This window comes from Mycolicibacterium rutilum, from assembly GCF_900108565.1.
In the GTDB taxonomy this organism is placed as follows: domain Bacteria; phylum Actinomycetota; class Actinomycetes; order Mycobacteriales; family Mycobacteriaceae; genus Mycobacterium; species Mycobacterium rutilum.
The window spans coordinates 1090842-1110470 of sequence record NZ_LT629971.1 but is presented as its reverse complement, the minus strand read 5'-3'; the positions used below and the strand labels follow the sequence as shown (position 1 = coordinate 1110470).

The 19629-nt window shown below is 69.5% G+C and carries 18 protein-coding genes; 8 read left to right on the top strand and 10 right to left on the bottom strand.

What is annotated here, in order from left to right; all coding sequences use genetic code 11:
• Positions 1-67: 67 nt before the first annotated feature.
• Genes BLW81_RS05330 through BLW81_RS05320 form a run of 3 tightly spaced genes read left to right on the top strand, consistent with a single transcriptional unit; the run spans position 68 to position 1400 of the window.
• Positions 68-685: a sigma-70 family RNA polymerase sigma factor gene (locus BLW81_RS05330; RefSeq protein WP_083406312.1), complete on the top strand. Its 618-nt coding sequence runs from the start codon at positions 68-70 to the stop codon at positions 683-685.
• Entirely contained in the window at positions 682-915 is a 234-nt protein-coding gene (locus BLW81_RS05325; protein WP_083406311.1) for a hypothetical protein, read from the top strand. The genes BLW81_RS05330 and BLW81_RS05325 overlap by 4 nt, the downstream gene beginning before the upstream one ends.
• Positions 916-929: 14 nt before the next feature.
• Complete coding sequence (locus tag BLW81_RS05320; RefSeq protein ID WP_083406310.1) at positions 930-1400, top strand: YkgB family protein; 471 nt, start codon at positions 930-932, stop codon at positions 1398-1400.
• Here BLW81_RS05320 and BLW81_RS05315 read toward each other — a convergent pair.
• The 5 genes from BLW81_RS05315 to BLW81_RS05295 are packed head-to-tail and all read right to left on the bottom strand — an operon-like array spanning position 1375 to position 9492.
• Complete coding sequence (locus BLW81_RS05315) at positions 1375-3831, bottom strand: DEAD/DEAH box helicase (protein ID WP_235632287.1); 2457 nt, start codon at positions 3829-3831, stop codon at positions 1375-1377. The genes BLW81_RS05320 and BLW81_RS05315 overlap by 26 nt on opposite strands.
• A gap of 49 nt (positions 3832-3880) precedes the next feature.
• The gene (locus tag BLW81_RS05310; RefSeq protein WP_083406308.1) at positions 3881-4813 is read right to left on the bottom strand and encodes a LysR family transcriptional regulator; all 933 of its coding nucleotides are present in this window, start codon (positions 4811-4813) and stop codon (positions 3881-3883) included.
• Between the two features lie 47 nt (positions 4814-4860).
• Positions 4861-7197, bottom strand: a complete 2337-nt coding sequence (locus BLW81_RS05305; RefSeq protein WP_083406307.1) for a CaiB/BaiF CoA-transferase family protein — start codon at positions 7195-7197, stop codon at positions 4861-4863.
• Positions 7198-7202: 5 nt separating this feature from the next.
• The gene (locus BLW81_RS05300) at positions 7203-8396 is read right to left on the bottom strand and encodes an acyl-CoA dehydrogenase family protein (protein WP_083406306.1); all 1194 of its coding nucleotides are present in this window, start codon (positions 8394-8396) and stop codon (positions 7203-7205) included.
• Between the two features lies 1 nt (position 8397).
• A complete protein-coding gene (locus BLW81_RS05295) occupies positions 8398-9492 on the bottom strand; it encodes an acyl-CoA dehydrogenase family protein (protein ID WP_083406305.1) in 1095 nt (364 codons plus the stop codon).
• Positions 9493-9641: 149 nt separating this feature from the next.
• On the opposite strand from BLW81_RS05295, the gene BLW81_RS05290 reads away from it, so the two are divergent.
• A complete protein-coding gene (locus BLW81_RS05290) occupies positions 9642-10808 on the top strand; it encodes a thiolase family protein (RefSeq protein ID WP_083406304.1) in 1167 nt (388 codons plus the stop codon).
• A gap of 15 nt (positions 10809-10823) precedes the next feature.
• Positions 10824-11219, top strand: a complete 396-nt coding sequence (locus tag BLW81_RS05285) for a Zn-ribbon domain-containing OB-fold protein (RefSeq protein ID WP_083406303.1) — start codon at positions 10824-10826, stop codon at positions 11217-11219.
• A gap of 65 nt (positions 11220-11284) precedes the next feature.
• Here BLW81_RS05285 and BLW81_RS05280 read toward each other — a convergent pair whose 3' ends face one another.
• Together BLW81_RS05280 and BLW81_RS05275 are read right to left on the bottom strand one after the other, a co-directional pair.
• Positions 11285-13138, bottom strand: a complete 1854-nt coding sequence (locus BLW81_RS05280; protein WP_083406302.1) for an FAD-linked oxidase C-terminal domain-containing protein — start codon at positions 13136-13138, stop codon at positions 11285-11287.
• Between the two features lie 131 nt (positions 13139-13269).
• Positions 13270-14043, bottom strand: coding sequence for an enoyl-CoA hydratase/isomerase family protein (locus BLW81_RS05275; RefSeq protein ID WP_083406301.1), 774 nt, complete (start codon positions 14041-14043; stop codon positions 13270-13272).
• A 107-nt stretch (positions 14044-14150) separates the two neighbouring features.
• Between BLW81_RS05275 and BLW81_RS05270 the strand changes: the two genes are divergently transcribed.
• Both BLW81_RS05270 and BLW81_RS05265 read left to right on the top strand, forming a co-directional pair.
• Positions 14151-14558 carry a YciI family protein gene (locus BLW81_RS05270; protein WP_083406300.1) on the top strand — a complete coding sequence of 136 codons (408 nt, stop codon included), beginning with the start codon at positions 14151-14153 and terminating at the stop codon, positions 14556-14558.
• A gap of 13 nt (positions 14559-14571) precedes the next feature.
• A complete protein-coding gene (locus tag BLW81_RS05265; RefSeq protein WP_083406299.1) occupies positions 14572-15711 on the top strand; it encodes an RNA polymerase sigma factor in 1140 nt (379 codons plus the stop codon).
• Here the strand turns inward: BLW81_RS05265 and BLW81_RS05260 are convergent, their stop codons facing one another.
• From BLW81_RS05260 to BLW81_RS05250, 3 genes are all read right to left on the bottom strand, one after another.
• Positions 15712-17181 (bottom strand): amidase, encoded by a 1470-nt coding sequence (locus BLW81_RS05260; RefSeq protein WP_083406298.1) that lies wholly within the window; start codon positions 17179-17181, stop codon positions 15712-15714.
• Between the two features lie 16 nt (positions 17182-17197).
• Positions 17198-17659, bottom strand: a complete 462-nt coding sequence (locus BLW81_RS05255; RefSeq protein WP_083406297.1) for a hypothetical protein — start codon at positions 17657-17659, stop codon at positions 17198-17200.
• 145 nt (positions 17660-17804) lie between these two features.
• Entirely contained in the window at positions 17805-18212 is a 408-nt protein-coding gene (locus BLW81_RS05250) for a hypothetical protein (protein ID WP_235632185.1), read from the bottom strand.
• A gap of 177 nt (positions 18213-18389) precedes the next feature.
• On the opposite strand from BLW81_RS05250, the gene BLW81_RS05245 reads away from it, so the two are divergent.
• Positions 18390-19580, top strand: a complete 1191-nt coding sequence (locus BLW81_RS05245) for a metallophosphoesterase (RefSeq protein WP_083406296.1) — start codon at positions 18390-18392, stop codon at positions 19578-19580.
• Positions 19581-19629 lie beyond the last annotated feature (49 nt).

The following is a 19629-nucleotide window of genomic DNA, read 5'->3' as shown; positions in this document are numbered from 1 at the left end:
GTAAGACGCCGGCAGATCGCGTCGCTAATAATCGACAGGCCCGCGACGGACAGCAAGGGAGTGTGAGGTGGACGCCGAGTCGCGCGAATGGCTGCGGATACTCGACGCCACGTGCACCGAGCGGGATACCGGCATCGCTGATCTGCACGCGCAGTCGTTGCGGGTCGCGCACGGCGAGGTCCGACGTCGCCAGACCCCCATCACCGGCACCGAACTCGACGATATCGCCGCGCAGGCGGCGTCGGACGCGACGATGGCGATCCTGGGCAAGCTGGCGACGTTTCGCGGCGAGAGCCGCTTCACCACCTGGGCCTACAAGTTCGTGATCCTCGAGGTGGCCAACAAGATCGGGCGGCACTACTGGCGCAACCCGCCGCCGGATCTCGATGTCGAGGATTGGAACCGGCTGCCGGAGCGGTTCGGCGTCGACCCGAGCGAGCACGCCGAAGCCGCCGAACTGACCGCCGCCATCCGCCAAGCCGTGGAGACCACGCTCACCGAACGCCAACGCCAGATGTTCGTCGACATCGTGCTGCGCGGCATCCCGCTCGACGCACTGGTCGACAGGCTCGGAACCAACCGGAACGCCATCTACAAAACTGTTTTCGAGGCGCGACGTAAGATCCGCGACTTCCTCGTCGCCAATGAGTATCTGACCAACCGCGTGGCATTGGACAAGACGTGACCGACTGGACCCGACTGAACCGGTTCCTCGACACCGATCCACGCGACGTCGGATGTGAGGAGGCGGTGGCGGTTCTGCACATCTACGTCGATTTGCCTGCCGGAGAACGCGAACAGCGGTATCCGGGGCTGCTGGCGCACCTGCTTGCGTGTGGCCCGTGCGCCGAGGACTTCGACGGGTTGCTGGCCGCCGTCCGCGCAGACAATGGCGAAACGCAGGAGGAACGTTGACCAGCACAGCCGCCATGACGCCCGTGACACCGGCCCGCATCACCGCGGCCGGACAGGTGATCTGCCGGTACGGCCTGGTCGTGGTGCTCGCGTGGATCGGTGTCGGCAAGTACGTGAAGATGGAGAGCCGCACGCTGATCGAGCACAGCCCGCTGATGAGCTGGATCTACGACATCCTCAGCGTGCAGCAGGTGGCGGTCGCGCTCGGATCCGCCGAGATCATCGCCGCGGTTCTCATTGCGGTGCGGCCGTTTTCGGCGCGCAGTTCGGCGGTCGGCAGTGCGATGGCGATCGTGCTGTTCCTCGGGACGTTGAGTTTCCTGTTCACCACGCCGGGCGTGGTGTCCGCACACGCCGGCCCGATCCCGGTGCTGTCGGGGCTGCCGGGGCAGTTTCTTCTCAAGGACCTCGTGCTGATCGGTGTGGCGGTGTGGAGCCTCGGCGAATCGCTGCAGGCGCTCAGTCAAGCCGACCCGCGTCGGTGAGCCGCAGGACCGCCGCGCCGGCCTCGTCGGACTCCGCGAGATCCACGTCGACCGTGAATCCCCAATCGTGGTCTCCGGCAGGGTCATCGAGGATCTGGCGGACCCGCCACACGTCGGGTTCGCGCTCGATGATCAGCATGGCCGGGCCCCGTGCGTCGGGGCCCGTGCCGACGTCGTCGTGCTCGGCGAAGTACTCGTCGCCGAGTTCGGCCCAGCGTTCGGCCGTCCACCCGGAGCCCCGGTCGAGTTCGCCGAGTTCGGACCACCGGCGCCGGGCGAACAGTTCCACCCGCCGGAACAACGCGTTGCGCACCATCGCGGTGAAGGCCCGCTGATTGCCGGTCAGTGGTCGGGGCTTCGCGGACATCGCGACCGGCACGTCGTGCGGCTGATCCGGGCTGGTCAGCTGTTCCCACTCGTCGAGCAGGCTCGAATCCACCTGACGGACAAGCTCACCGAGCCACTCGACGATGTCGGTGAACTCCTCGGTCCTGGCCGCGGCGGGCACACCCGACCGTAGGGCCTTGTAAGCGTCGGACAGATAGCGCAGCACCGCGCCCTCGGAGCGGGTCAGCCCGTACTCGCTGACATACTCGCGAAACGTCATGGCGCGCTCCCACATCTCGCGCACCACCGACTTCGGCGACAGCCGGCCGTCGGCGGCCCACGGATTGCTCCGCAGGTAGACCTCGAAGGTGTGGGTGAGGAGTTCCTCGAGCGGCTTGGGGTAGCTGACATCGTCGAGAAGCTCGATGCGCTCGTCGTACTCGATGCCCTCGGCTTTCATCGCGGCCACCGCCTCGCCTCTGGCCTTGTTCAGCTGCGCGGCCAGGATCTGCCGCGGATCTTCCAGCGTCGCCTCGATCACGGAGATGACGTTAAATGCGAAGGTCTCCGACTCCGGGTCGAGCGTCTCGACAGCGGCCAGCGCGAAGGTCGACAGCGGCTGGTTGAGCGCGAAGTCCGGTGGCAGGTCGACGGTCAGCCGGTAGCGGCGCCCGTCGGGCTGCGGTTCGTCGAGCCGCTCGAGCACGCCGGCCTGCAACAGCGAGCGGGCGATGCCGACGGCCTCGCGGATGTGTTGGAGCTGTCGCCTGCGTGGTTCGTGATTGTCGGTCAGCAGCCGCCGCATCGCCGCGAACGGGTCACCGGGCCGGGCCACTACGTCGAGGATCATCGCCGTGGACACGCGCATATTGCTGGTCAACGCCTCCGGGGTGGCGTCGACCAGCCGGGTCATGGTCGACTCGCTCCACGGGACCATGCCCTCGGGTGCCTTGCGACGCACCAGCTTTCGGCGCTTCTTCGGATCGTCGGCAACCTTGGCGAACTGCTTGAGGTTCTCCACCTCGTGGTCGGGTGCCTGCACGACGACCGTGCCCGCGGTGTCGTAGCCGGCCCGGCCGGCCCGGCCCGCGATCTGGTGGAACTCGCGGGCGTTGAGCAGCCGCGTGCGCACACCGTCGTACTTGGACAGCGCCGAGAAGACCACGGTGCGGATCGGCACGTTGATGCCGACGCCGAGGGTGTCGGTGCCGCAGATGACCTTGAGCAGGCCGGCCTGGGCGAGCTGTTCGACCAGCCGCCGGTACTTCGGCAGCATCCCGGCGTGGTGCACACCGATGCCGTGTCGCACCAGCCGCGACAGCGTCGAACCGAACGCGGTGGAGAACCGGAACGCGCCGATGTGCTCGGCGATGGTGGCCTTCTCCTCCCGGGTGCACACGTTGACGCTCATCAGTGCCTGCGCGCGTTCCAGTGCCGACGCCTGGGTGAAGTGCACGACGTAGATCGGTGCCTGCCGGGTGTCGAGCAGGTCGCCGATCGTCTCGTGCATCGGCGTCGTCGCATACGAAAAAAACAGCGGCACGGGACGTTCAGCGTTGGCGACGAGCGCCGTGGGCCGTCCGGTGCGCCGCGTGAGGTCGTCGCGCAGGAACGTGACGTCGCCGAGCGTCGCCGACATCAGCAGGAACTGCGCCTTCGGCAACTCCAGCAGCGGCACCTGCCAGGCCCAGCCGCGGTCGGGATCACCGTAGAAATGGAACTCGTCCATCACCACCAGGCCGATATCGGCGTCGGCTCCTTCACGCAGCGCGATGTTGGCGAGAATCTCTGCGGTGCAAGCGATGATCGGCGCCTCGGAGTTGACGGCGGCGTCGCCGGTCAGCATTCCGACGTTCGCCGCTCCGAAGACGTCGCAGAGCGCGAAGAACTTCTCGCTGACCAGAGCCTTGATCGGGGCGGTGTAGTAGCTGCGCCGCCGCGCCGCCAGCGCCGCGAACAGCGCCCCGGTGGCCACCAACGACTTCCCCGAACCGGTCGGCGTGGCGAGGATGACGTTGGCGCCGCTGACCAGTTCGATCAGCGCCTCCTCCTGCGCGGGATACAGCGTGGTGCCGTTGGCCTCGGCCCACCCGGCGAACGACATCAACAGTTCGTCGGGGTCGGTCCCTTCGGGGGCGGCGGTCAGCGAGGCTTCAGGCACCGCGATGCACCGGTCCGAGCCGGTCGGCGATCTGCTCGACCGCGAACTCGACCTCGGTCTGCCTGGCCTGCAGCCGCTCCGGCACCCACGCCAACGCGATTCGTGCTGGCGGCCAGGTACTTTCGTCGACGGGGATCAGCTTGAACTCCGGCGGTGAGAACATCTTGCCGATGAACGATTCCGGTGCGTAGCTCACGATCGCGACCAGGTGACGGTTGAACACCTGGGTGGCCATCTCGACTTCGCCGCCGCGCTGGTTGGTCGTGCGCACGATGCTGTGCACGCCGCGGTTGTTCAGCTGGCGCGTCAGGCCCGCCAGCACCATCGGGTTGGGCCGCGCGACGTCGATGGCCACGTCGCGGTCCTGTAACTCCTCGATGGTGACCAGGTCCCGTTCGGCCAGCGGGTCGTCGAACCGCACCGCGATGGCGCCCTGATAGCTGGCCAGCACCGTGTACCGCAGGCGTTTGTCGCTGGCGGGCAGGTGGATCAACCCCAGTTCGGCATGCCCGGCGATCAGTTTCGCGGTCACCTCGGCCGCGGACCCCGGCACGTCGAACTGCGTGGGTTCCGGCAGCGTCGCCAACACCGACTCGAGCTGGGTCAGCAGATCCGACGGCGCGTACGCGGTGGCGCTCACCCGGATGGGCGCCAGGCCCCGCACACCCTGCACGGCCGTCGTCTTGAACTCCTCGACCTGACGCAGGATCTCGCGCGCCGGTCCGATCAGCCGCTGACCCAGCGGACTCAGCCGCACCTCGTGGTAGCCGCGTTCGAACAGCGGGCCGCCCAACTCCTTTTCGAAAAGCTTGATCTGCTTGCTCAGCGGAGGCGGGGTGATCATCAACTTGTCCGCGGCCCGCTTGAAGTGCAGCTCGTCTGCGACGGCCACGAAATACCGGAGCCTGGTGAAGTCGATGTCCATTCCTGCCGCACTCGAGCGTGGTAGAGCTACCCACGAATGCTACGAGGTCAGGACTGCGCGCCGTCCAGCGCCGGTATTTCCAGGATGCCTCGGGCGCACAGGTCGGCGATCTCGCCGGCGTCCAGGCCGAGCAGTTCGGCGGCGATCTCGGTGGTCTGCTCGCCCAGCAGCGGTGCTTGGCCGAGCGGCGGGTCGGCCACATGATCGCAGTGGACCTGCACGTTCTCCATTCGGAACGGCACCGACCCGTACGGGTGCAGCTCCTCGCGGAACCCGCGGCGCTGCTCGTAGTACTCGAAACCGGGCAGCTCGTCGGCGTGCATGACCGCGCCGGCGGGCACCCCGGCGGCCTGCAGGCGCTCCATCGCCTCGAAACGGGACCGCCGCGACGTCCAGGCGCGCAGCGCATCGGGGTCCACCCGGTCCTCACCGGGCAGCCCGATGACCCAGCGCAGCGCCTGCAGGTCGGCGTCGTCGCGGACGGTGACCGCGATCCAGCCGTCGTCGTCCGCGGTGGGGAACAGCTCCCACGGATAGTCGGGCGTCGGCGTATCGGTGCGGGTGTGCCCGGCGCGCACCAGCGCGTCGGCGGCGATGTCGGCGGCCAGGTGGCTGAGCATCACCTCGGCCTGCGAGATGCTTGCCGCCCCGCCGGTGCCGGTGCGCTCGCGGCGCAACAGCAGCGCCAGTGCCGACAACGCGCCGATCCGGGCCGCGACGTGGTCGGGGTAGACCGTGACGGTGTCGCAGAACGTTTCGGGGTCGTGCGGATCCGCCCACAGGTGGGTGAACCCGACGGCGGCGCGGACCAGCGGACCGTAGCCCAGCCGCCTGGCCCACGGCCCGGTCGGACCGAACGCCGAGCTGTCGACGACCACGATCTCGGGGTTGATCCGGCGCAGGGTCGCGTAGTCCATGCCGAGCGCCTCGGCCACGCCCGGTTTGTAGTTGGACAACACGACGTCGCAGTTCGCGGCCAGCCGGTGGGCGAGCGCACGGCCCTCGTCGGTGCGCAGGTCCAGGCCGATCGAGCGCTTGTTGCGGTGACCGGCCGCGAACGGCTGCGTCATCGACGTGAGCTTGCCGACCCGCAGCCCGTCGGGGTGCGCGGAGTGTTCGATCTTGACGACGTCGGCGCCCAGGTCGCCGAACAGCCGGGCGGTGTCCGCGCCGACCACGATGACGCCCAGGTCGAGCACGCGGATTCCCTCCAGCGGCAGGCCCTGGCCGCGGCGGGCGCGGGTGCCCAGCAGCGGGGCACCCGCGGGGCGCGCGGCGGGCGTCTGCGCCTCGGTCAGCGCGCTGGCCCGGTGGCCGTCGATCTCGCTGACGCCCACCGGGATCGGGGCCACCACACCGGGAGCCAGCTCCACATCGCGGAAGAAGCCGCGCGCGGTGAAGTGTTCGGCGCCCAGCGCCTCGGCGAGGGTGAGCACCGCCGCGGTCGGCACGCCGTGCGCCTGTCCCTGCGCCTCCAGCTCCGCGCGGGTCTTGTCGGCGCAGAACCGGGTGATCGCCGCGAGCAGTTCCGGTGAGTGGAACCGCTTGCCGAGCTTGTCGAAGGACGGGTCGGCGAACTCCTCCGGGCTGCCCAGCCAGGCGAACATGCCGCGCCACTGCCGTTTCGCCAGGATGCAGATCCGGACATGGCCGTCCTTGCACGCGATGATCGGGTAGCGCATCTGTTCGGCGGTCCAGTCGCGCTGCTGCGCGCTGACCGCCACGCCCGCCGACGCGCTGCCCGCCGACCCGAACGGCGGGTCGAGCGTCTGCATCGCGCCGTCGAGGACCGAGAAGTCGATCAGGTCGCCCTCTGCGGTGCGCAGCCGGTCCAGGTAGATGGCGGTGGTCAGCACCGCGGCCTGCGCCGCCGCCACCAGATAGGGCAGTTCGGCGGGCGGAACCACCGGCTCGCGGCCGGGAATCCCGGACCGCGACAGCTCGCTGGTCAGCGCGTGCAGCACCGGGGTGGTGGCCTGCCAGGTGCGGTAGTCGGTGTCGCGGCCGAAGTCGCTGATCGACAGGATCACCAGTGCCGGGTGCTGGCGCCGGATGTTGCGCACCGCCAGGGTGGCCTCGGCGAGCGAGCCGGGCGCGGTGTTCTCGATGAGGATGTCGCTGTCGGCCAACAGTTGCTCGAACTCGGCGGACGCCGGGTCGACGTCGATCGACGCCATCCCGTGCCGGTTGATCGCCGTCTGGATCGCCAGGCCGTCGACATGCGGACCGACGACGTCGTCGCGGCTGATCGCGGCCAGGTTCGCCACCGTGACGTGCGCGCCGAGGTCGGCGAACAGGCGGCCGACGGCCGTCATCGGGCCCGAGGTCAGGTCCAGGATGCGGACACCGCGCAGCGGCGGGTCGTATGCGGGTGCGTCGGCCACCGCGGTCAGCTTCTGCGGGCCTGACGGAACGGGATCTCGCGCTCCGGGTCGGGTTCGCGGGGCAATCCGAGCACGCGCTCGCCGATGATGTTGCGCTGGATCTGGTCGGTGCCCCCGCCGATCGAGGTGAAGAACGCGTTGAGGGTGAGGAAGTTGACGTCGTCGGCGACCGGGTTGTCCGGACCGGCGAGCAGCGCCTGCGCACCGACGATCTGCGTCTTCATCGCGGCTTCGGTGTGCAGGATCTTCGACATCGCGAGCTTGCCGAGCGACATGATCGAGCTCGACGTACCCAGGTTCGCCGAGGCCTTGGCGCGGGCGTTGTTGAGTTTGTTGAGCTCGCGCATCGCCAGCACCTTGGCCAGCGGGTAACGCACCGCCGGGTCGTCGAGGACCCCGTTCTCGCGGGCCAACTCGATCAGGCTGTCCGCCTTGCGGTTTCGCGATCCGCGGCCGCTGTCGCCCATGATCGAGCGTTCGTAGGCCAGCGCGGTCTGCAGCGCCCGCCAGCCGTTGCCCTCACCGCCGAGCAGATAGTCGTCGACGGCGACGGCGTCGTTGATGAACACCTCGTTGAAGTGCGACTCACCGGTGATCTGCACCAGCGGGCGCACCTCGATGCCGGGCTGCTTCATCGGCATGATGAACAGGCTGAGGCCCTTGTGCTTAGGCACATCCCAGTCCGTGCGGGCCAGCAGCAGCGCGTAGTCGGCGGTCAGCGCGCCCGACGTCCACACCTTCTGCCCGTTGACGATCCACCGGTCGCCGTCGCGCACCGCGGTGGTGCGCACGCTCGCCAGGTCTGACCCGGCGCCCGGCTCGCTGTAGAGCAGGCAGGTGCGGGCGCGTTCGATCAGGAAGTCGCGCAACAGGTCGTGCTTGATCTTCTCGGTGCCGAGCGCGAGCACGGTGTTGGCCGGGATGTTGTACTTGTCCTGCCGCGAGCCCGGCGCCTTGATCGCCGCGAACTCCTGGCCGATGACATTGGCCAGCTTGTTGGAGTAGCCGCGGCCGAACCATTCGGCGGGATAGGTCGGCACCGCGTAGCCGGCCTCGAGTACTTTCTCCAGCCAGGCGATCCGTTCCGGCGACGACGCCCACGGGTCGGGGTTCTTCGGCAGCGGAACCCAGTTGTCGCGCAACCAGTCCCGCACCTCGACGCGCAGTTCGTCGGCGCTGGGCTGCTCGGTGTTGGTCATGTCAGGCGCCTTTCGAGACGAGGTAGCGTTCGCGGTGCGCCCGGGTGCCGCCGAACAGGTGCAGACCGGTGCGGGCGCGGCGCAGGAACAGGTGCGCGGGGTGCTCCCAGGTGAAGCCGATACCGCCGTGCATCTGGATCGAGTTCATCGCGATGGTCTCGTAAGCCTCCGCGCAGGCGAAGCCGGCCAACGCGACTGCGCCGTCGGCGGATTCGTCGTCGCCGTCCAGCTGTGCGGCGGCGTGCTGGGCGGCCGACGTGGCGTTCTCGACCTCGAGGAGCAGGTCGGCCGCCATGTGCTTGAGCGCCTGGAAGCTGCCGATCTGCCTGCCGAACTGGACGCGGGTCTTGAGGTACTCGACGGTCATGTCGAACAGCCGGCGCGACCCGCCGACCTGCTCGCCGGCCGACGCGACCACCGCGAAGTCGAGTGCCCGCTGCACGGCCTCCCAGCCGGCCGATCCGATGCGGCGGGCGGGGGTGTTGTCGAACGTGTACGCCGACAGCCGCACGGCCGGGTCGAAAACCGTTGCGGCGGTGCGGGTGAAGCCTTCCGCGTCCGGTTCGACCTGGAACACCCCGACAGTGTCGCCGGTGCGCGCGACGACGAGGATCACGTCGGCGACCTGGCCCCAGGTGACGTAGTGGGCCTGGCCGGTGAGCGTCCCGTCAGAGGCGGTGCGCACGTCGACGCCTTCGGCGGTCCACGAGCCGGCCGGGCCGGTCAGCGCGACGGTGCCGATCGCCGTGCCGTCGGCCAGACCGGGCAGCAGCCGCTGCCGGTCCTCATCCGATCCGGCGGCGTTGACCAGCGCGACGGTCAGCACCGCGCTGGAGATGAACGGGGCGGGCAGCAGCGCCGCGCCGGTCTCCTCGGCGACGGCCTCGAGCTCCTGCGCGCCGAAACCCAGCCCGCCGTGGTCGGCGTCGACGAGCATCCCCAGCACGCCCTGCTCGGCCAGCTGCCGCCACAGCGCGCGGTCGAACCCGTCGTCGGTGTCCATCACCTGCCGCACGTCGGCCTCGGTGCACTTGTCGGCGAGCAACTCGCCGACCGCCGATCGCAGTTCGGCGCGTTCGGCCACGCTGATCGTCATTCCAACCGCCTCTCGTTGCTCTCATCGTTGGGCCTCGCGGGCGCTGTGTAAATCACGAATTCCGACACCGGCGGGTTTCCGATTGCGACATGCCCCGGTGAGCCGTTCGGTCGTTTACAGGCGCCGACCGGCACGGAAACAATCGACGCATGAGCGAACCCACGGCGGCCATCGCCGGCCTCGGCATCACCGAGCAGGGCAAGGTGTACGGCAAGACTGCCCAACAGTTCGCCGCGCAGGCGGTGCGGCTGGCCGCGGCCGACGCCGGCCTGGGCCTGGCCGACATCGACGGGCTGCTGGTCTCCGGCGGCCTCAAGGGCCGCGTCGGCATCGAGTTGCAGCATTCGCTGGGCCTGGTCGATCTCAAACTGCTCACCCAGATGCAGGGCTACGGGTCGACGGCCGGTCAGATGGTGCAGTACGCGGCGATGGCCGTACAGGCGGGCATGGCCGAGACCGTCGCGATCGTGTGGGCCGACGCCCCGCTCAGAGAGAAAGGCAGCTCGTCGGCGGCGTACTCGGGTGGCCGGTCGCTGCCCCGCGGGTTCGACGGCATCACCGCGTCGAACGGCATCATGTCGCCGACGACGATGTACGCGCTGGCCGCGCGTCGGCACATGAAGAAGTTCGGCACGACGTCCGATCAGCTGGGCCATATCGCGGTGGCGCAACGCGAATGGGCTCAACGCAACCCGATCGCCCAGTTCTATGGGACGCCGTTGACGCTCGAAGAGTACCACGCCAGCCGCTACATCGCCGAGCCGTTCCACCTCTACGACTGCTGCCTGGTCAGCAACGGCGGGGTGGCGCTGATCGTCACGTCGCTGGAGCGGGCACGCACCCTGCGTCAGCCGCCGGTGCGCGTAATGGGTTGGGCGCAGGCGCATCCTGGCCGCTCGGGGGTGCGCAACGACGACTTCGGTCTGGTCAGCGGCGCCGCCCAGTCCGGGCCGGCGGCGCTGAAGATGGCGCAGACGACGCTCGACGAGGTCGGGGTCGCCCAGATCTACGACTGCTACACGTTCACCGCGCTGTTGACGCTGGAGGACTACGGGTTCGTGCCGAAGGGGGAGGGCGGGCCCGCGATGGCCGAACCCGGGATGATCGGCCCGAACGGCAGGATCAAGTTCAACACCGGCGGAGGCGAGCTCAGCGCGTTCTACATGTGGGGGATGACGCCGCTACACGAAGCGGTGGTGCAGGCCCGCGGCCACGGCGGTGAGCGCCAGGTCGACGACCACGACCGCGTGCTGGTCTCCGGCAACGGCGGCATCCTCGACTACCACTCGACGCTGGTGCTGGGCACCGACAACTAGGGAGCGCGAATTCCGATGCCACTCTTTCCTGTTCAGCGCGACGCATTGTCCGCGGAGTTCCTCGACGGCACCAGGCGCGGCGAGTTCCTGCTCGTGCGTGACGTGCAAACCGGTGAGATCCTGGCGCCGCAGTTCGATGTCTCGGCGGACCCGCAGCGCTACGAGCGCGTCGCGGCCGCAGGTAACGGCACGGTGGTCAGCTGGTCGGTCATCCACCAGAAGGCCGGCAACGGAACAGTGCACCGGCTGCCCGTCGGGATCGTCGAACTCGACGAGGGCCCGTGGTGGTGGACGTCGTTCCCGAAGGCGGACCCGGATGCCGACCTGTTCGGTGCCCGGGTGCGCGTGGCGTTCAAGACCCTCGGCGAGGGTGACGCCGCCGAGGCGGTTCCGTACTTCGAGCTCATTTAGCGCGAGCAGACGCAAAGTGACCGGAAATCGCCGGAATTTAGGTCACTTCACGTCTGCTCGCCGGGTTAAGTCCGCACGCCGATCTTGAAGATCAACGACCGCAGCGCGCCGAAGGCACCGTTGCCGCCGATGTAGAGCCGCTTGGTGTCGTAGCCGGCGACATCCTTCATCGTCTCGGCGCCGAAACGTGCCGGCGCCTGGCCGTCGACGACGGTGACGTCGGCACCCAACAGAGCGTGGCGCACCTCGATCCGCTCCTCACCGGTGGCGGTGGCGACGAGCTCACCGATCGTGCGCTGACCGCCGGAGCGGGGGATCGCGACGCAGGTGATGCCGTTGTCGTCGAGGTAGCGGTTGATGTCGTCGAGGGTGGCCTCGGCGCCGACGACCATGTCGAGGTTGCCCAGGTTGACCGAGATCGTGGTGTCCCCGCCGACGGTCAGCGGTGCGGCGGACGCGGGGGTGCCCGCGATCCCGTTGCGCACCGCGGCGGCGAACTCACCGACGTCGGGCTCGTCGGACAACTCCTCGGGCAGCATGACGCCCGGATTGAGCAGTCCGGCCGGATCGAAGGTGCGCTTGATGGCACGCTGAGCGGCGATCTCGACCGGGGTGAACCGCTTGGTCATGAACTGGATCTTCTCGGTGCCGACGCCGTGCTCACCGGTGATCGTCCCGCCCAAAGCCAGTGCGGCCTCGATGATCTCGTTGTTGGCCGCCGCCAGTGCCTCGGCAGCTTTCGGGTTGTCCTTGTCGTAGAACGTGGTGGGGTGCAGGTCGCCGTCGCCGGCATGTCCGCACACGGCGATGAACAGCAGGCCGTCGCTGTGCCGGTGCGCGGTCGCCTGGATCGCCTCCTGCATCTCGGGAATCCGGTCGCGGGGAACGGTGACGTCGCCGATGAAGAAGCCCTTGCCGCTCTGCATCACGGAGTTCGGTGCGTTCAGCCTGCCGTACCACAGTGCGGCGCGGTCCTTTTCGGTCTCGGCGACGCGGACCTCGGTGGCCCGCTCGCGCAGCACCCGCTCGACGATCGCCTGGTCGCGGGCCACCTCGGCGGCGGTGCCGTCGACGTCGATGAGCACGATCGAGTCGGCGTCGAGCGGATAGCCGGTGTCGTAGAACTGCTGCAGCCCGTTGATGCCGTCGCGGTCGAGCCACTCGACGGCGGCGGGCACGACGCCGGTGGCGATCACCGCGGCGATCGTGTCGGCGGCCTCGCGTGCGGTGGCGAACGCGCCCAGCAGGCTGTGGGTGACCTCGGCGATCGGGCGCAGCGCGACCGTCACCTCCGTGACGACACCCAGGGTGCCCTCGGAGCCGATGATGATCCCGAGCAGATCGGGACCGTCGTCGTCGGCGCGCAGCGTGACGGTCGACCCGTCGGGCAGCACGACCTCTGCGGCCAGGATGTGGTTGTAGGTCACGCCGTACTTCAAAGCGTGTGGGCCGCCGGCATTTTCGATCAGGTTGCCGCCGACCGTCGCCAGGTGCGACGACACCGGGTCGGGGGAGAAGCACAGTCCGTGGGGAGCGAGCCGGTCCTGCAGATCGGAATTGACCACTCCGGGCTCCACCCGCGCGCGGCGCGCCTGCGGGTCGACCTCCAGGATCTGGTCGAGTCCCGACAGATCCAGCAGGACGCGCCCGCCAGCCGGCATCATGCCGCCCGAGCAGTTCGACGCCCCACCGCGGGGCACGATCGGCACGCCGTGCTCCGAGGCGATGCGCATGATCGTCGCGACCTCGTCGCGGCTGTGCGGGCGCAGCATCAGTTCGGCGACGCCGCCGACGCCCCAGAAGTCGTGGCCGGCATCGGTCAGCGCGGCGGTGTCGGTGACAACCTCGGCGGCGGCGGTGAACTTCTCGATCACCGGGGCGTCGAGTCCGGTCATGGGTGCGGCGGTGGGCGTAGACATTTCGTCTCCTTGGAGTCGGGCTGCGGGTCTGTCGAACAGATTCCTCGCAGCGGCGACCGCTGTCGCCCACGCTGCCCACCAACCCGGGGTCCCGTTGACCGCCGCCGGGGCTGGGGGCTACCGGTAAGACGTCAGCGGCCGCGCCAGCGGGGCGCGCGTTTCTCCCGCCACGCCTGGAGGCCCTCGGCGACGTCCTCGGTCGCGGCGGCGACCTTGCGCATCGTCTCGCCGAACCGCACCGACTCGATCCAGCCCATGTTCGCGGTGCGCCACGCGACCTCCTTGGTGGCGCGCTGCGCGAGCGGCGCAGCCTCGGTCAGCGTGCGCGCCCACGCGCGGGCCTGCTCCTGCAGCTCGTCGGGTTCGACCAGGCGCCACACCAGGCCGATCTCCTTGGCGCGTTCGGCGGTGATGGGTTTGCCCGTCAGCAGCAGTTCCATCGCGTCGGCCCAGCGCACCCGTTCGGGCAGGCGGATCGCCCCGACAATCGTCGGCACCCCCAGCGACACCTCCGGGAACGCGAACGTCGCCGTCGTCGACGCGATCACGAAGTCGCAGAACAACACCCCGGTCACCCCGTAGCCGATGCACGGCCCGTTCACCGCGGCGATCGTCGGCTTGAACAACTCCATGCCGCTCTCGAACGAGTTGATGGTCGGTTTCTCCCAGAACGTGCCTGCGAAGGTGCCGACCGATCCCTCGCCGTCCTTGAGGTCGCCGCCGGCGCAGAACACGTCGCCGTTGGCGGTCAGGATCGCGACCCAGGCGTCCTCGTCGTCGCGGAACCGCTCCCACGCCGCGTTGAGCTCAGCGCGCAGCGCGCCGTTGATCGCGTTGCGCGCCTCCGGCCGGTTGAGCGTGATGGTGGCGACGTGGTCCTCCAGCGCATAGGTCACAAGGCTCATGGCTGAACAGTAGAAGGCGGCCGATGTCGAGAACCGCGCAATGGCTCCGTCCCCTGGGTACGCGACCAACTAGGGTCGCGATCGCCACCACCGAAAGGGAAGCGCGCATGGCCAAGTATCTGATGCTCAAGCACTACCGGGGTGCGCCGGCGTCGGTCAACGATGTGCCGATGGACCAGTGGACGCCCGAGGAGATCGACACCCACATCACGTACATGAACGATTTCGCCGACCGGCTCAAGGACAGCGGCGAGTACGTCGACAGCCAGGCCCTGCGGCCGGACGGGGCCTGGGTCCGGTTCGGCGGCGAAGGTAAACCGCCGGTGGTCGACGGCCCCTTCGCCGAAACCAAGGACCTGGTCGCCGGCTGGATGATCGTCGACGTCGACAGCTACGACCGCGCGATCGAGTTGGCCGGCGAGCTGTCCGCGGCACCCGGCGCGGGCGGCAAGCCGATCCACGAATGGCTGGAGCTGCGGCCGTTCATGTCCCACTCGCCGACGGTCACCGACTGATCGGGGCGCCGCGGTGGACGAGGCCGAACTGCGGGATTTGATCCCTGCGGTGCTGGCCGCGCTCGTCCGCCGCGGCGCGGACTTCGCGACCGCCGAGGACGCCGTGCAGGAGGCGCTGATCCGCGCGATCGAGACCTGGCCCGGACGGCCGCCGTCGGATCCGACCGGTTGGCTGATCACCACGGCCTGGCGGCGCTTCCTCGATCTGACCCGCTCCGAGACGGCCCGGCGGCGGCGTGAGCTGCAGTCGGCCGACGAACCGGAACCGGGGCCCGCCGCCGATGTCGATGACACGTTGCAGCTGTACTTCCTGTGCGCGCATCCCAGCCTCAGCCCCGCATCGGCGGTCGCGCTGACGCTGCGCGCCGTCGGCGGCCTGACCACCCGCCAGATCGCGCAGGCGTACCTCGTCCCCGAAGCGACGATGGCGCAACGGATCAGCAGGGCCAAACGCACCGTCAGCGGAGCCCGGTTCGACCGGCCCGGCGACCTGGGCACCGTGCACCGCGTGCTGTACCTCGTGTTCAACGAGGGCTACACCGGTGACATCGACCTTGCCGCGGAGGCGATCCGGCTGGCGCGTCAACTCGTCACGGTCACCGACGACCCCGAGTCCGCGGGACTGCTCGCCCTGTTCCTGCTGCATCACGCGCGACGCCCGGCCCGGCTGCGCGCCGACGGCGGCATCGTGCCGCTGGCCGAGCAGGACCGCACCTTGTGGCGTCGCGACCTGATCGCGGAGGGCATCGCGGTGCTGCAGGCCGCGCTGGCCCGCGACCGGCTCGGTGAGTATCAGGCGCAGGCCGCGATCGCCGCGCTGCACGCCGACGCGCAGACTACCGAGGAGACCGACTGGGTGCAGATCGTCGAGTGGTACGACGAACTCGTCCGCCTCACCGACAGCCCGGTGGTGCGGCTCAACCGGGCGGTCGCAGTCGGTGAGGCCGACGGACCCCGGGCCGGGCTGGCCCTGCTGGCGGGGCTCGACCCGGCGCTGCCGCGCCACACCGCCGCCGCCGCATACCTGCACGAGCGGGCAGGCGACATCGACACGGCCACAGCGCTTTACGTCGAGGCGGCGGCGACGGCACAGACCACCGCCGAGCGCGACCACCTGACGCTGCGGGCGGCCGCCCTGCGCCGGCGGTCCTGACTAGATCGGCGGTACCCGGTCCGCCCACGGCACCGCCTGCTCGAGCTGGGCGGCCAGCTGGAGCAGTAGCGTCTCACCGTCCAGCGGTGCGACGAACTGCACGCCCAGCGGCAGCCCGTCGGCGGTCCAGTGCAACGGCAGTGAAATCGCCGGTCGCCCAGTGAGATTCGCCAACTGCGTGTACGGCACCCAGTTGAGGTTCTTGTCCACCATGTCGTCGACGATCCCGGTGTGGCGCAACAATGCGGCGGTGCGGGTCTTGAGCAGCAGGTCGGACCCGCGCTGCAGCAGCGGCGGCAGGTCGAACTCGCCGATCTTCGCCGGTGGCGTCGCCATCGTCGGGGTCAGCAGCAGGTCGTAGGACTCGAAGAACGTCGTGAGCCGGCGGGTGTGCTCGTGACGCCGGTGCACCGCCTCCACGTAGTCGACGCTGCTCGTCGCGCGTCCGATCGCGGCCATTATCAACGTGTCTCGCTCGAAGACGTCGTCGCCGGCGCCGGTCAACCGCTTCACCTCGGCCACTTCCCACGCGGCGTAGACGAACCAGGTGAGCAGGAAGTCGCGGGCCAACGCGGCGTCGTCGAACGGTGCCTGGGGCAGTTCGTCGACGTGGTGGCCGAGATCGGTCAGCGCGCGCACGGTCCGCTCGACGGCGGCGGCCGCCTCGGCGTGCGGCTGAGGATTGATCGCGGAGGGCACCCGTACGCCGATCCGCAATCGGCCGGGGTCCGTGCCGACAGCGGAGGCGAACGACGCGTCCGGCAGTACCGGCGTATATGGTCCGCTGGGTTCCCCGCCGGCGATCACGTCGAGCATCGCGGCAGTGTCCCGCACGGTCCGCGACACGACGCCCTGCACGGCCGCGCCGTGCATGGATTCGCCGACGTCGGGTCCCGACGGGGTGAGGCCGCGGCCGGGTTTGAGCCCGACCAGCCCGCAGCAGCCCGCCGGGATGCGGATCGAACCGCCACCGTCGTTGGCGCCCGCACAGGGCACGATGCCCGCCGCCACGGCGGCCGCCGACCCGCCCGACGACCCTCCGGGGGTGCGGGTGAGATCCCACGGGTTGCGGGCGGGCCCCCAGGCCTCGGGTTCGGTGATGCCCTTGGCACCGAACTCCGGGGTGTTGGTCTTGCCGAATATGACCAGGCCCGCGTCGAGCCACCTCTGCACCACCGTGGCGTGCTCCTTCGCCGGCGTGGACATCAGCGCGCGCGAGCCGCGGGACGTCGGCAGACTCGCGTAGTCCTGAGCGAGGTCCTTGATGAGGAACGGCACCCCGGCGAAGGGTCCGTCCCGCTGCTCGGACGGGTTGACCGCGATGTCCTTGACGATCGCATTGATCCGCGGGTTCACCACTGCCGAGCGCGCTTTCGCGGCGTCGAGCAGTTCGGCCGCCGTCACCTCCTTGTCGGCGACGAGCTTGGCCAGCCCCACGGCGTCGTATGAGCGGTATTCGTCGAAGTCCACGACTCGACGGTAGCGGTCAGCCGTGTACGGGGGTGCGCGGGCGCGCAGCCACGGCCGGGGCCGGGCGGCGGGCCGGTTCGCGTCGGCGACGGTCCTCGCGGGCGATTCGCCGGTCGAGGGCGCGCGCCTGGCGCTTGGTCAGTGCGCGACTCTTCGCGGCGAGCTGGTCGAGTTGCATCCAGCTCAGGCCGTCGAGGTCGCCGTCGTGGTCGTGGGTGGCGATCACGACGCAGCCGCGCAGCAGCGGCACGGTCTTGGGGGTGAACGCCGTCGTGGCCAGCAGGAGCTCGGTGGCCCGACGGTTGATGCGGCGCTGGCAGCCGGGCGTCGACGGGCTGAACCAGAAGTCGAACTGCCGGTCGGCGCTGGTCAGGCTCTGAAGCCCGTGGTCCTGGATGAGCCGATCGATGTCGGCCGAGGTGTACGCGCGGGTCTCATAAACGGCGCCGGCGGCGCTGAAGTACAGAACTGTGTTCATAGCCTTGTTCCATTCGACTCTTTCTTCGGTTCCCATGACCGGCGCGATGTGGCCGACCTGTTACTGAAGTTACCCATGTGACAGAAGGGACAAACCTCGATAACCGTTCGGCAACGGCGTTTGTTCCCGGGGATCGAGTCGGGCTTCAGGGATGGCTGCGGGCTTGCCCGTCGCCGTGGTCGACCAGAGCGTCGAGACCGCGCTGCCAGCTGGCGGACCGGATGCGCTCACACACCGACCTGGTCGCCAGGAACGCCGCCGCCGCGGCACCGCTGACACCGATCCACAGCACCGCCCCCGCGATCACCCCCACGGCCACGGTGCCGCGGCCGTCGTGGACCGCGGTCGTGACGGCCAACGCGACGGGGATCGTCATGACCGACACCAACGCGGCCAACAGCAGGACCACGGCTTCGATGCGATCGGTCCTGCGCACCAACGGATCTCCTCCGCGCAGATACATGAAAGCCGGCCACGTCGGCACGCCGAGGCGAAAGGTCGTCAGCTCTTCGATGGTGGTCGGACGCCCGTCGTCGGCGTCGTGGCGGTACACGGAGTTCCCCTTCCGTCGCGGAGTCGTATGCGGACATTTCCATGATGAGCCCGAAATCGGCTGCTGCGGTTGCCGAACCCGGACAACATCGTGGACCCCCGTTGTGGTCCGCCGACAACACGCGCGGGCGTCGGTACCGTCGTTGACAGTCCCTTGACGAGCAGAAACCGAGGTGCCATGGCAGACACGCCAGCCGAAGTGGTCGAGTCCGCCACCCCGCCGCGCCGACGCCGGCACTGGCGGCGGTTCCTGATCGTCGCCGCCATCCTGCTGCTGTTGTTCGGGGTGCCCTGGTGGACGCTGCTGGCGTCGGGTGCGGCCTGGCCGCCCGCGGTGTTCATCACCGGTACGGTGCTGTTCGCCGCGGCGCTGGTCGCGATGCCGTCGCTGATGGTGTTCGGCCACGGCCGCCGCCACATCGACACAGCCGCCGCCGCCGGCGATGCGCTGCTGGGCGCCGGCTGGGTGCTGTTCGTGTGGTCGGTGCTCGGTCTGGCGCTGCGGCTGGTGCTCCGGTTGGCGGGTGTCGCCGAACCGACGGCGGCGCGGGTCACCGCCGCGGCCGTGGTGGCCGTCGTGGCCGTCCTGCTCGTCTGGGGCTACGCCGAGGCGATGCGGGTGCCGCGCGTCAAGGACGTCGACGTCGCGATCCCCGGCCTCGGCCGCGGGCTCGACGGTCTGCGCGTGGTGCTGATCACCGACACGCACTACGGCCCCCTCGACCGCGCGCGGTGGTCGGCCGGGGTGGTCGCCCGCGTCAACGAACTGGACGCCGACGTCGTGTGCCATGTCGGCGACATCGCCGACGGGACGGTCGGCGTCCGCGAACCGCAGGCACAACCGCTGGCGTCGGTGACCGCGACCTGCGCCCGCGTCTACGTGACCGGCAACCACGAGTACTTCAGTGAGGCGCAGGGCTGGCTGGAGTACATGGACCGCATCGGCTGGACGGTGCTGCACAACCGGCACATCGTCATCGAGCGCGGGGGCGATGCGATGGTCGTCGCCGGCGTCGACGACGCCACCGCGCGCTCCTCCGGGGTGGGCGGGCACGGCGCGGATCTCGACGCGGCACTCGAGGGCGCCGACCGGTCGCTGCCGGTGCTGCTGCTCGCGCACCAGCCCAAGCAGGTCGCCGAGGCCGTCCGCGCGCGCGTCGACCTGCAGGTGTCCGGGCACACTCACGGCGGTCAGATCTGGCCGTTCAATTTCCTTGTGCGGCTGGAACAACCGGTCGTGCACGGACTGAGCCGGCATGGCGAGCGCACTCAGCTGTACACCAGCCGGGGCACCGGTTTCTGGGGACCTCCGTTCCGGGTGTTCGCGCCGAGCGAGATCACGGTGCTGAGGCTGCGCCGGCAGGAGTGAACGCTTTCGGCGCCGCCGACGTCTAGACAACTGCAACCCGAGCAGAAAC